Below are 13,007 nucleotides of genomic sequence, written 5' to 3'. Positions count from 1 at the left end.
GGCCGGGGCAGCGGCCGGCGCGCCGAGCGCGTCGAGGAGCTTCTTGGCATCGAACATGGAATCCCCCACGAATCCCCAGGATGTCGCGAAAAACGGAAGGTCGCGAAAACGATAGTTAAAATCGCCGAAGCGGCAAGTTCTTTTGGGGCGCCTGCAGGTCTGGCGAAATTGGTGCCAGATTTGACGGGCAGGCTAGAAGATCATCCCGAGCATGCTCCAGACCATCATGGCGCCCATCATGTAATAGATCCATTTGGGCATGCCGGCGGAGGTCGCGCGCACGCTTTGTCCGTCCACCGCGTTGATGAGTTCGGCCTGCACCTGCTGGCCCTTGAGAACCAGGAGGGTCAGCCCCTGGATGGCCTCGGCCTGGGCGTTCAGAAGCGCCGTCGCGTGGGGATGCTGGGCCTGCGGCTCGCTCTCGTTGAGGTGGGAAAGCGACGTCCCGATCTTGCCGATCGCGCTGCGCATCACGTCGAAATTCTGGCTCTGCTCGGCCAGCAGCAGCCGCGCCTGCGTGATCGGGTCGTGGGTGTGCTTCTGCGCCGCCTGCGACAGGTGCTGCATGAGGCCGTCGGGCCCCTGCGCAATGACGCTGCGGACCGCCTTGCCGGCATCGGACGCGAGCGCGGCCTGCGTCATGCCGACGGCCTTGCCGACGAGTTTGCCGGCATCCGGGGTGAAGATGGGTTCGCGGGTCTGTTCCATGCTCGAGCCTCTGGCGATATCGCGTCGATGAAAGCGCTTCCTAGCCGTTTTATCGCCGAAAAGCTACACTCTATCGTTCGGCCCGATTATTCCTCTGCGGAAGGAGCTTGGCTGTGCGCTCGAACACGCCGCGAAAACTTGTTCGGGATCGTTCTATCCCAACAGTTTCCGGGCATGCCAGCGCAGATGATCTTCCATGAAGGTTGCGATGAAGTAGTACGAATGATCGTACGCCTCCTGCCGGCGAAGCCGGAGATCGATACCGGCCTTGCGGCAGGCTGCGTCGAGAAGCTCCGGCTTGAGCTGCTCCTTGAGAAATCCGTCGGCCGTTCCCTGATCGACCAGAATTTCCGGCACCCGCGCCCCGTCCTCGATCAACGCGCAGGCATCGTAGGAGCGCCATGCGGATTTGTCGGGGCCGAGATAGGCCGAGAGAGCCTTTTCACCCCAGGGGCAACGCATCGGCGACGCGATGGGCGCGAAAGCCGAGACGGCGGCGAAGCGGTCGGGATTGCGCAGCGCGATGGTGAGAGCGCCGTGCCCGCCCATGGAGTGTCCGGTGATTCCCTGCCGTTCCATGTTGGCCGGAAGATCCGCTTCCACCAAGGCCGGCAATTCCCGCTCCAGATAGGAGCACATGCGGTAATTCGCGGCCCATGGCGCGCGGGTCGCATCCAGGTAGAACCCTGCCCCAAGTCCGAGATCGTAAGCCCCGTCCGGATCGTCCGGAACGGCATCGCCGCGCGGGCTGGTGTCGGGGGCGATCACCATCAGGCCGAGTTCGGCCGCGACGCGCTGCGCGCCGGCCTTGGTGGTGAAATTCTCCTCCGTGCAGGTCAGCCCGGACAGGAACCACACCACCGGCACTTGCTTGTGCGCGGCCTGCGGGGGCACGAAGGCCGAGAAGCGCATCGGCGTTCCGGTCTCCAGCGATTGATGGCGATAGACGAATTGCGTGCCGCCGAAGCTTCGCGCCTGCGAGATAATTTCGAGGGGCAAATGTCTCTCCCGCTCAGTAGATGACGACGGAGCGGATCGACTTGCCCTCGTGCATGAGATCGAACGCGGTGTTGATTTCATCCAGCGGCATCGTATGGGTGATCAGGTCGTCGATGTTGATCTTGCCGTCCATGTACCAGTCGACGATCTTCGGCACGTCGGTGCGGCCCCGCGCGCCCCCGAAGGCGGTTCCCTTCCAAACGCGTCCGGTGACGAGCTGGAACGGCCGTGTCGAGATCTCCTTGCCGGCCTCGGCCACGCCGATGATGATGCTCTCGCCCCAGCCGCGATGGCAGCATTCCAGCGCCTGTCGCATCACATCGGTATTGCCGGTCGCATCGAACGAGAAATCGGCGCCGCCGCCGGTGAGATCCACGATCGCCTGAACCACCTTGTCGTTGCCGATCTCGCGCGGATTGATGAAATCCGTCATGCCGAACTTCTTCGCGATCTCCACCTTGGCGGGATTGATGTCGACTCCGATGATCTTGTCGGCCCCGACCATGCGGGCGCCCTGGATGACATTGAGGCCGATCCCGCCGAGGCCGAAGACCACAACGTTCGCGCCGGGCCACACCTTGGCCGTATAGATGACCGCGCCGATGCCGGTCGTGACGCCGCAGCCGATGTAACATATCTTGTCGAAGGGCGCGTCCTCGCGCACTTTTGCAAGGGCGATCTCCGGCAGCACGGTGAAATTCGCGAAGGTCGAGCAGCCCATATAGTGGAACACCGGCGCGTCGTCGCAGCGAAACCGGCTGGTTCCGTCGGGCATGACGCCCTGCCCCTGGGTGGCGCGGATGGCCGTGCAGAGATTGGTGCGACGGGACAGGCAGGATTTGCAGCTGCGGCATTCCGGCGTGTAGAGCGGGATCACGTGATCGCCGGGCTTCAGCGTGGTGACGCCCGCGCCCACTTCGCGCACGATGCCGGCTCCCTCATGTCCGAGAATGGCCGGAAACTTTCCCTCGGAATCGAGACCCGACAGAGTGTACGCATCCGTGTGGCAGACGCCCGTCGCCATGATCTCGACGAGCACTTCGCCGGCGCGCGGACCCTCCAACCGAACGGTCTCGATTGTCAGCGGCTTACCGGCCTCCCAGGCGACGGCGGCTCTGGTTTCCATGATGGCGTGCTCCTCGTGATTCTCCGCCGGACTATGAGAACCTGGGAGAAGCGCGGTCAAGGGACGCTGGCCGACGGGGAGGGGCTGCACATGGGACCGTGCTGCTGTATGTGGTCATCCAGCAGAATTGGTAAGGACCAGCATCGTGTCAGATCTCCGCGCCGCTATCATCCCGGTCACGCCCTTCCAGCAGAATTGCACCCTGCTGTGGTCCGACAGGACCAAGGTGGGAGCCGTGGTCGATCCGGGCGGCGATCTCGAACGCGTCCGCGACGCCATCGCCACGAACGGCGTCAAGGTCGAGAAAATCCTGCTGACGCACGGCCATATCGACCACGCGGGCGGCGCCGCGGAGCTGAGGGATGAGCTTGGCGTTCCGATTGAGGGTCCGCACGAGGCGGATCGTCCAATGCTCGATCATCTGACGGAGACCGGCCGCGCCTACGGCATCGCGAAGGCGCAAAATGTCATGCCCGATCGCTGGCTGGCGGAGGGTGACCAGGTCACGGTCGGCGATCTCACTCTGGATGTGCTGCATTGCCCTGGCCATTCGCCCGGCAGCGTCGTGTTCGTCGCGCCCGATCAGCGCTTCGCGCTCGTGGGCGACGTGCTGTTCAATGGTTCGGTGGGACGCTCCGACCTTCCCGGCGGCGACGGCGCCGCGCTGATCCGCTCCATCACCGACAAGCTCCTGCCCCTTGGCGACGACGTGGCGTTCATCTGCGGCCATGGACCCACCAGCACCATCGGGGCGGAGCGGAAAACAAATCCGTTCCTGCGGGGCGCTTAAGCGTCAGGCGGGATTTTCGGCGGCAGCACCCGGGCGAGATCCGACTCGCCCATGAGGCGATATTCGCCGGGACCGAGATCCTCCGGCAGGTCGAGCCCGCCGATGCGGTCGCGATGCAGAACCGTGACGTGATTTCCCATGGCGGCGAACATGCGCCGGACCTGATGGTAGCGTCCTTCGGTCAACGTCACGGCGACCTCCCTGTCCGACAGTTTTTCCATGATCACCGGCAGGAGCGGCTTGTCCTCGCCTTCCAGCATGAGCGTGCCGGATGCAAGAATGTCGGCCTCGTCGCCGCGCAACGGACGATCGAGCGTCACGCGATAGCGCTTCGACACATGATTGCGCGGTGCGATGATGCGATGCAGCAGCGCGCCGTCATCGGTAAGCAGCAGGAGACCCGAAGTTTCCTTGTCGAGGCGGCCGATCGTGGAAATGGCCGGGTCGCGGCGACGCCAACGCTCCGGCAGCAGATCGTAGACCAGCGGCCCGTTTTCCTTGTGCGAGCAGGTCACGCCGAGCGGCTTGTGGAGCATGAGGGCGAGGCCGGGCGGCGGATCTAGCGGCTTGCCGTTGATGCGGACCCGCGCCGTCAGCTCCGGCGCGATCGCCAGGCGTTGGTCGGGGTCGTCGAGCGCTTCACCGTCGAGGGTCACGCGGCCCGATTTCACCAAGTTCTGAACCTCGCGGCGCGACCCGTAGCCGAGATTGGCCAGAAGCCTGTCCAGGCGGAGCGTGGTGGGAAGCTTGCTCATTTGCGCGCCTCGAAGATCTTGTACCCTCCCGTCTCCGCAATCACGATGACGCGTTTGAAAAGAGGCTTCAATTCGGCCTCGTAGGGCAGGTGACGGTTGGCGACGAGCCAGCAGGAGCCGCCCGTGCGCAGCATCTCGGCGGCGCGGCGGATGAAGCTCACGCCGAGCGCCCGGTCCTCGGCGCCGCCATCGTGGAATGGCGGGTTCATCACCACGAAATTCAGCGATGCCAGACGCGGATCGGAGGCGCGGACGTCGCTCCAGCGGATCTCGGCGCGGGGGTCCTGCACGTTGCGCCGCGCCGCTTCCACCGCCCGCCGGTCGACATCGATGAGGGTGAGGTGCTGAACCTCCGGCGATCGCAGGATCGGTCCCGACAGATATCCGATGCCACAGCCGAGATCGGCGCCCCGTCCCGACAGGGCGGGGAGATGCTGCTCCAGCAACGCGCTTCCGGGATCGACGCGGTTCCAGCTGAAAATCCCAGGCTGCGACCACAGGCCGAGATCGGCGAGAAAACGCGGTGCGCCCTCTTCCATCGCCGCCTCGAGTCCGACCGGCGCTTGCGGGCGCTCCCCCGCACAGATCCGGTGATGGCGACGGGCGGTCTCGAAGACCTCGCAGCCGAAAGCCTTGAGCTCCTTGCCGAGCCGCGAACCGCCCTTGTCCTTGGGCGCCAGCACGGTCAGGCGTCCACCCGCCATCAGCGCCCGCAATGCGTGCGCAATGGCGTAGCGGCGCTCGATCGTCCCTGGAGGCGCCAGCATCGTCATGGCCGCAAGCGAACCGTCGGCCTGCGCCTCCAGGCTTTCCGACCCCGGCATCAGGGGGGAGAATTGGAGGGCTCCTGCGGGTCGTTCGGCGAGGTCGTCCGGCGGCACGCCATAGAGACCTTCGGGTCTTGCTTGGTCCACGATCATCCTGTCCACGGTGAATATCCGTGTCCCTATAGAACAGGACCGGGCGTCAGGGATACCGGGTTGGCGCGGTCCTCATCGTTCAGGAAACCGGCACCGACGCATAACGCGGATCGTCCACCTTCCGCATCCAGAGCGGCGTGGGGATGCTGTTCGCCCGGTAGAACGCCTCGATGCGCCGGCGGTTGGCCTCGCCCTGTCGCAGACCGAGAAACGACACCGCGTTCCAGCCGAAGAAGCGGTCGCTCACGGAGACAGGGTCTTTTTTCAGGTCAAGAAGGTCGAACACGGTCTCGAAGCGGGTCAGGTAGGTTTTGACCCGGTGGCCGAGCAGGCTTGTCATCGTCCAGTCGGTGCCGAACATCAGCCGGTCGTAGAGCGACGCCGAGCCCACTTTTAGCGAATAGCGCTGCAGGGTGCCAAGCCTCGTGCGCAACTCGTCGGGCTTGTCGAGGACCTCGCTGAAATAGCCCGAATCGGCATAGAGATTCTCGCCGGGCCGGCCCTTGCGCCGCATGAGGTCGATGTAGTGTTCGGCGGATTGCTGGCTCTGGTCCTCGACCGGATCGGTCTCGCCGAAATGCCCGAAATTGACGCGCAGACCCGGAAACAGGCGCAGCGCAGGTCTCCAGTGCCGCGCCGTGGCGAGTTCATCGTACTCGACGCAGGTGCCCATGGACTGGTTCGTGTGGGTCATGATGGGCACGTCGTCCCGCGCGCACCATTCATAGAGTTCCGCGAGCTTCTCATCGATCCGAAGACCGAGATTCGGCACCGACTTCAGATTGTCCGGAAGCCAGGTCCGTTGCCAGAAATCCGGATTCGCCTGCTGGATCTCCGCGTTCCCGTACGGTGCGAAACCCATCGGCGGATAGATCTTGACCCCGATAAAGCCTTGATGGTTCACGGCGTCCTGCACGATACCGAGCGGAGAGCGGCCTGACTCGCGCCTCTCCGCATGCATCACGGCGTGCATCGGGTCGAACGGCGCGAAGGCGTGGACTCGTCCCTGGGACAGCACGGTAATCTGCGACGTGAGGCCGATCTGTTGCTGGACGCTGGTCTTCGTCGGATTTCCTCCATCGAGCGGCCAATCGAAATCGAGAAGATGCGCGACGGCCAGATCGACATTCCGCTTCGGCCCCGTGCCGATGGTTCGCACATAGTCGATCCAGTTCACACACCGGTACTGGCCCTGCCGGATCATGAAGTAGAGGACGCCATTGAGGCTTCGGTCCCGCCCGCGGGAAATCGATGAGAGCATGCGCGGCGCCGGGCCGTCGAAATAGGTTTCGGCATCCGCCGGAAACGCGTCCAACTGGGCGTCGAAGTCGAAAAACCGCCGCGAGGCCGACGGCCCCATGAAGCGCCTGTTCGTATTGCGGAGGTCGAGAAGCGTGTCCCGGTAAGCTTCCTGCCGGAGTTCCCGGGCGACCGCCGCGACCTGGTCCTGCCCTGCTGCACTGGGCGTCGCGCAGGATGCCAGCGCCTCCCTGATCCGCGCCAGCGCCCGTGCTTCCTTGGCTTGGTCGGGCGTCAGCGTCCACAGCATGTTGTGCAGAACGTCGCTGAGGCCTTCGATGATCGCCCTGTATTTCGGATCGCGCACGATCACCTGCGTGAGGAGCTGTTTCACATGCACGTCCGACGCGTTGAACACATGCGCGTGGGCATCGATCGTCAGCGGCTGGTCCCGGTCGCCCTTGCGCGGATCGGGCGAGCACACGCTTTGGTCGGAGGGGAGATGGGCGCAGGAGGGAAGTCCCGCCAGGAGACTTCCGGACCCCAGAATGGCCAGTAGATCGCGGCGGCTGACCCCGTTGGCGAACATCAACCTACCCCAATTTTCCCTATCTATTTGGGCTGGTAAGTGATGGTATCATAACTTCCCGGCTTTGGGGATGACTTGATGAAACTTGATTCATCGTCAGTCAGTCTTACCCGTTTTGTTCCCGGTACACTTCTCGACTGGTCTGACGAATACGATCAACAAACGGACCAACCGTTACGTGAGGTGCATTCCGGCGCCCTGATGATTACTGACATCTCGGGCTTCACCCGGCTGACCGCGAAACTCTCACGCGACGGTGGCGGCGCGGGCGCCGAACATATCAGCGAAGTCCTGAATACATTCGTGACGCGGCTCGTGACGCTCATCGAGCAGCAGGGTGGCCACGTCCTCAGCTATGAGGGCGATTCCGTCGTCGCCGGCTGGAGGGTCGACCCGTCCCAGGACCTGGTCCTTGCGGCTTGGCGCGCCTGCTATTGCGCGCAGGTGCTGCACAAGCGGGCAGGCGGATACAAGGTCGGGAGCGATGTTCTGACGATCCGCTCCGGGGTGGCTGCCGGCACCACGCACCTGCTGCATGTGATGGCGAAAGCCGAAACCCGGCGTGTCATCCTCACAGGACCGGCCTACGATCAAGTTCTGCGATGCACGGCGCTCGCCGATAGCGGGGAGATCCTGGTTTCGGACGACACCTGGACGCATCTCGATTCCCACGCCGAGGGTGCCCCGACGGATCACGCCTCGGTGCGTCTCCTGACGGTCGACGTACCGCCCGCGACGCCCTCGTTCCAGGCGCCGGAGGCACGGCCGCCCCCGACGATCGATCCCGAACGTTACCTGTTGCCCGGATTGCGGACCCGTCTCGCATCGTCGCTCTCGCGCTGGCTCGGGGAATTGCGCACCATCACGGTCTCGTTCATCAGGCTCGGCGAGCCGGGCCTGATCGACGACCTTCCGCTGCTCGACCGGACCCTCGCCGGCCTTCATGCCGAAATCGACCGCTTCGACGGAGAGATTCTCAGGATCGACATATGTGACGGAGACCTGCGCGTACTCGTCGTCTTCGGCCTGCCCGGAAGCGCCCATCGGGACGATCCGAGACGGGCCGTGCTGTCGGCTCTTTCACTGAAATCCGGCCATCGACACGAAGGCATGCGGTTGTCGATCGGGATTGCCACCGGCGAGGCCTTTTGCGGCGCCATCGGTGCGCCCCATCGCGCCGAATACACGGTTATCGGCGAAGCGGTGAATCGCGGCGCCCGGCTCTCAGCCACCGCGGCCGGCCGCATCCTGACGGACGACACCACGGCGGCCGCGGCAGGCGATTTCGCGGTCTTCGAGGGGCCATGGCCCATCCAGGTTCCGGGCCTGCGCGTGGCCATCCGCAGCTTCGTGGCCCTTCATCCGGTCGAGGAGGGCCGCCGCCACGAGGCCAACGAGCTCGTAGGGCGGGCCACGGAACGAAAGGCCCTGGACGCCGTGCTCGACCGGATCGACCAGCCTCATCCGCGACCGTTGGTCATCGTGGGGGAAGCCGGAATCGGCAAATCCGCTCTCGTCGAGACTTTCATGGCGAGCTGCCGCGCGCGGGATGTCCGCGTCCTTTATGGCGCGGCCGACGACATCGAGCGGGCGAGTCCGTATTTTGCCTTCCGGTCGATCATCCGCAGCCAGCTCGGGCTGAAGGACGAAAAAGGCGCCGATGCGCTGGCGGCGATCAGTGAACGTCTGAGGGAACGAGAGGACTTGCTGCGGCTCACACCGCTGCTTCGCGATCTTCTCGACCTGGGTCCCGCCGAGAGCGCACCGATCGATCAATTGTCCGGCAGTTCCCGTTCCGACAGCCTGCGCCGCCTTCTGCGCGATATCCTTCTCGACCCGCATGTTTCCACTCGAACCGTGATGGTGATCGAGGACTTGCATTGGATCGACGGCGCCTCGCGCGCGCTGATCGCCGATCTCGTCCGCGATCCCGAGCGCATCGCCATCGTGCTGACGACGCGGGATCCGGCCGTGAGCGACGATATCCTGGGTTCCGAGGCTTATGCGCGACTCGATGTCCAGCCGCTCGACGAGCAGGATACCCTGGAGCTGGTGCGGCGTTCCCTGAAAGTCGCCGACGTGCCGGCCGCCACGCGCGAGCTCATCTGGGACCATACGGGCGGCAACCCGTTCTTCGTCGCGGAATTGTGCCGCGTCATCGATCAGCAGCAGCCCGCGATCCGCCGCGAGGTGCCGGTGCCCGATGAGCGTGCGATGGTGGCGTTGCCCCAATCGGCCCGGGCCGCGATCCTCAGCCGCACCGATGCGCTGCCGCCGGACGAGCAGGTTCTGCTCAAGATCGCGAGCGCGGCCGGGAGCGATTTTTCGGCGCGCGATCTGGGCATCATCGACATCGTGGGGGCGGCGAAGATCGACGTGGATGCCTGCATCCGCAGCCTGCTCGACCGTCAATTGCTGAAGCGGGCCGCCCACGCGCCCGACCGACTCGCCCTCGGCCACGCGATCATCCGCGATGTGGTGTATGAAAGCATGCTGCTCGAACATCGGCGCGAGGTTCATTCGGCGATTGCGCGCGCACACGAAGCGCAAGGGCCGCTCGAAACCGAGACCCTGTCCTACGTCCTGAGCCAGTGGCAGCGGGCCGGCAACCGGGCCAAGGTGTTCGATTACCTCGACCAGGTCGCCGAGCTGCGCCTGCGGCAGTTCGACAACGCCGCCACGATCGCCCACGCCGAGGAGTTCCTGAAGATCGCCGCCGAGGATCACGTGGCGATTCCGCCGCTTCGCCGGGCCATCGCCCACCTGCTGATCGGCGAAGCTCATGTGAATCTCGGCAGAGTCGATGCGGCCCTGGAGGGATACGAGAACGGCCTGCGGCTTCTCGACCTGCCGCTGCCCCGGACAGCGCCGGGGCTCGCGGCGGACCTCGTCCAGCAGATTTTTCGCCTGGCGATTCGGCGCCTGCGGCGGCCGGTCACCGCCTGGATCGACACCGCCGACGTCGCGCGCTCGATTCCCCCCGACGACCCGTTTCTTCGCGCCGCCAAGGCTCACCAGCACCTCACGCGGATCTATTACTTCCGGAGCGAGAAGGCCCGCCTGCTGCATGCGACCTTGCGCGCCACCAATCTCGCGGAACGCTATCCCCGCCTGACGCCGGTCTTGGCGGTGAATTACGCGAGCCTCGGCGCCATCTGCGGCGTGATCCCGCTGCGCCGCCAGGCCCGCACCTATCTGGGACTTGCTTCGCGCGTGGCAAAGCGCGTCGCAAGCCCGGCGACGGATTCGGAAGTCCGTCTTCTCACGGGTCTCTATGAGACCAGCGTGGCGGATTGGCGCGCGGCGCGGCAACATTTCGAGGCGGGACTCGACGACGCCACGCGCCTGGGGGACTGGCGCCGTTGGTCGGAGATCGCGGTCAGCCTGGAAACCATCACGAGCCCATGGTTCCTGACGCCGATCTATGCGGGCGAAGCGCCGTGGGTGGAACTCGTGGAATCCATCCGCTCGACGGGAAAAAGGCGCGATGACCTGCAGGTGCTCGGTTGCGGGCTCGTCGCCGGATTGCGCGGCTATTTGGTGTTGGGCAACACGCAAGCGGCGGGCGCGTGTCTCGCCGAGCTGCGCCAACTCGTGGAGGAGCATTCGTCCGGCCTCGAGATGATCCATCGGCTCGAGGCCGCCGCCTATCTGGCGGTCGATGCCTTCGCGCGCACCGACGACGCGGAGGCGCGAGACTGGCTCGACCGCGCCGGCTCCTATCTGGCAGCGATCAATCCGGCGATGAAGTCGCGCACCCTGCCGGCGCTCAGCGCGGTCTTCACGGCCGCGTCCGATCACGCGGGCGGCTCGGACGCGCCGCCGGTCCGCGACATCTGCGGAACGCTCGCCAAGACCGCGCATGCAAAACTGAAGCATTTTGCGCGCGTCTATCCGATCGGACGGCCGCGCGCATGCCTTTGCGGCGGCGATCTGGCCTTCGCACGCGGCCACCTGCCAAGGGCGGCGCATCTGTGGCGTCGCGCGCTTCAGGAAGCAATCCGGTGGGAGATGCCGGTCGATGGCTGCGAGGCGCTGAAACGCCTGCGGGCGACGGGCTCCCCGATCACCGGCGACGACCTCACGGCCGCCAGCCTGTTGCGGCGCATTCTTCCCGCGCGGGCGTCGGAATGGCGCGAATTGATGGAGGCGTCGCGTGTGGAAAGCGCGTGATCGCAGGCCTCGCGTTCTCGTTGTGCTGGCGCATTTCGACGAAACCCGCAATCCGCGCGGTCGTCCCCATTTCGTGCCGCAGGGCGTCGGCCACGCATTTCTCGCAGGCGCCTTCGACAGGCACAATGTCGAGGTGAGGATCTACAGCGAGTTCCACAGCGGACCGCTGCTGGACGAGAAAGCGCTCGGATGGCCCGACATGCTGGTGCTGACGGGCGTGACCTCGTCGTTCGATCGCATGAAGCAACTCACGGCTTATGTCCGAACGCTCTCGCCCGGCTGCGTGGTGGTGGCGGGCGGTCCTCCGGTGCGCAACCTGCCGGTCTTCGCAAAGCGTTATTTCGACTACGCCTGCCACGGGGATGTCGAGGAACTGAAAGACATCGCGGCCGCGGTGTTCGGCGAACAGGCGGTGTCGCCCCGCCATGAGCCGCGCTTCGATCTGCTGGCCTGGGGCGGGCCCGTGAATTACGTGGAATCGAGCCGCTACTGCAATTTCCGCTGCTCGTTCTGCGCGCTGACCGGAGAAGGCCGGGCCTACAGCCCCTACGATCTGGCGGCGATCGAGCGGCAGATCCGGTCCTATCGCCGCAAGAAGATCCTGCTGTTCGTCGACAACAATTTCTACGGCAACGACCGCGCGTTCTTCCGCCAGAAGCTCGATCTGTTGCGCGACCTGCGCCGCGAAGGCGTCGTGCCGGGATGGATCGCTCTCGTCACGGGCGATTTCTTCGCCGACAGCGACAACCTCGCGGCGGCCCGGGACGCCGGATGCCTCGGTCTGTTCTCGGGAATCGAGAGTCTCAGTTCGGATCAGATCAAGGTCTATAACAAGAAGCAGAATCTCATCCAGCCGCAGATCCGCATGATCGAGTCCTGCCTGGAGGCGGGGATCGTGTTCCAGTACGGGCTGATCTTCGACCCCTCGACGCAGCGCCTCGATGCGATGGGGCGCGAACTGGCGACCATCCTCGAGACCCCGTCGATTCCCTTGCCGGCCTTTCTCAGCCTCACCATCCCGCTCCTCGGCACGCCCTATTTCCAGAGCTGCGCCGACGAAGGTCGCTTCATGCCCCACGCCAAGCTGCGTGACATGGACGGCTTCACGCTGATGACCCGGCCGGTCGACGACCTGGAGGCAGTCGTGCCCTTCGTTCGCAACATGGAGAAGCTCGGAGGGCACAACCGGGATATCCTTCGCCACAGCCTCGGCTTCTACCGGACGTATCGCGCCGCGCTGTCGGCACGCCAGATGGTCGCCTCCCTGGCGAACGCCGCCCGTCTCTGCGTGCCGCACCTCGTCCACAACCGCCGCAACCTCGTGCCGCATCGGAACGAGACCCTGACCTACGTCACCACCACGCAACCGCTGGGGCCCCTCTACAGGCCCACGCTGCCGGTCGCCGAGCGCTATCGGGACCACTTCATGCCCACCATGGTGACGGATGAGCGGGGAGCTCTGCATCCGCACGTTCTGGCGAACGGCAGATCGGCCCGGGCGACGCCACCCCCCTCCGGCGCGCGGGCAGCCCTCTCCTGACGGGCGACGCCTCGATATCGCGCTTGAGGAAAGTCGCGTTTTCTTTATGGGTTGGCTCGGCTCCGCGAGGCCGCGATCGGACCCTGCCACGACACTCCCCCGAATGGGAGTATTCCGAAGGCCCGAATTGCGGCTAGATGGGCGCCGACCATGGCGACCCCTGGTCGC

Annotated in this window: 9 protein-coding genes; 3 read left to right on the top strand and 6 right to left on the bottom strand. The window is 65.2% G+C overall.

Annotation, left to right across the window (positions count from 1 at the left end):
- Nucleotides 1-192: 192 nt before the first annotated feature.
- The 3 genes from AC1DVM_RS09290 to AC1DVM_RS09280 all read right to left on the bottom strand — a co-directional run bounded on the left by AC1DVM_RS09290 (nt 193) and on the right by AC1DVM_RS09280 (nt 2,833).
- Complete coding sequence (locus AC1DVM_RS09290) at nt 193-708, bottom strand: hypothetical protein (RefSeq protein WP_477253912.1); 516 nt, start codon at nt 706-708, stop codon at nt 193-195.
- Between the two features lie 153 nt (nt 709-861).
- Complete coding sequence (gene fghA / locus AC1DVM_RS09285; RefSeq protein WP_477253910.1) at nt 862-1,707, bottom strand: S-formylglutathione hydrolase; 846 nt, start codon at nt 1,705-1,707, stop codon at nt 862-864.
- Nucleotides 1,708-1,720: 13 nt separating this feature from the next.
- Nucleotides 1,721-2,833, bottom strand: coding sequence for an S-(hydroxymethyl)glutathione dehydrogenase/class III alcohol dehydrogenase (locus tag AC1DVM_RS09280; protein WP_477253908.1), 1,113 nt, complete (start codon nt 2,831-2,833; stop codon nt 1,721-1,723).
- Between the two features lie 142 nt (nt 2,834-2,975).
- On the opposite strand from AC1DVM_RS09280, the gene AC1DVM_RS09275 reads away from it, so the two are divergent.
- Entirely contained in the window at nt 2,976-3,623 is a 648-nt protein-coding gene (locus tag AC1DVM_RS09275) for an MBL fold metallo-hydrolase (protein WP_477253917.1), read from the top strand.
- Here AC1DVM_RS09275 and AC1DVM_RS09270 read toward each other — a convergent pair.
- The 3 genes from AC1DVM_RS09270 to AC1DVM_RS09260 all read right to left on the bottom strand — a co-directional run bounded on the left by AC1DVM_RS09270 (nt 3,620) and on the right by AC1DVM_RS09260 (nt 7,126).
- Complete coding sequence (locus tag AC1DVM_RS09270) at nt 3,620-4,378, bottom strand: pseudouridine synthase (protein ID WP_477253906.1); 759 nt, start codon at nt 4,376-4,378, stop codon at nt 3,620-3,622. The genes AC1DVM_RS09275 and AC1DVM_RS09270 overlap by 4 nt on opposite strands.
- The gene (locus AC1DVM_RS09265; protein ID WP_477253916.1) at nt 4,375-5,298 is read right to left on the bottom strand and encodes a class I SAM-dependent methyltransferase; all 924 of its coding nucleotides are present in this window, start codon (nt 5,296-5,298) and stop codon (nt 4,375-4,377) included. Before AC1DVM_RS09265 ends, AC1DVM_RS09270 begins: the two co-directional genes overlap by 4 nt.
- Nucleotides 5,299-5,377: 79 nt before the next feature.
- Nucleotides 5,378-7,126 carry an amidohydrolase family protein gene (locus AC1DVM_RS09260; protein ID WP_477253905.1) on the bottom strand — a complete coding sequence of 583 codons (1,749 nt, stop codon included), beginning with the start codon at nt 7,124-7,126 and terminating at the stop codon, nt 5,378-5,380.
- 201 nt (nt 7,127-7,327) lie between these two features.
- Between AC1DVM_RS09260 and AC1DVM_RS09255 the strand changes: the two genes are divergently transcribed.
- Both AC1DVM_RS09255 and AC1DVM_RS09250 read left to right on the top strand, forming a co-directional pair.
- Nucleotides 7,328-11,299: an AAA family ATPase gene (locus AC1DVM_RS09255; protein WP_477253904.1), complete on the top strand. Its 3,972-nt coding sequence runs from the start codon at nt 7,328-7,330 to the stop codon at nt 11,297-11,299.
- Nucleotides 11,283-12,839, top strand: a complete 1,557-nt coding sequence (locus AC1DVM_RS09250; RefSeq protein WP_477253902.1) for a B12-binding domain-containing radical SAM protein — start codon at nt 11,283-11,285, stop codon at nt 12,837-12,839. The genes AC1DVM_RS09255 and AC1DVM_RS09250 overlap by 17 nt, the downstream gene beginning before the upstream one ends.
- Nucleotides 12,840-13,007 lie beyond the last annotated feature (168 nt).

It is taken from the genome of Microvirga sp. P4_A5 (genome assembly GCF_056402495.1).
The sequence above is the reverse complement of the archived record's forward strand: the minus strand, read 5'-3'. Positions and strand labels throughout refer to the sequence as shown.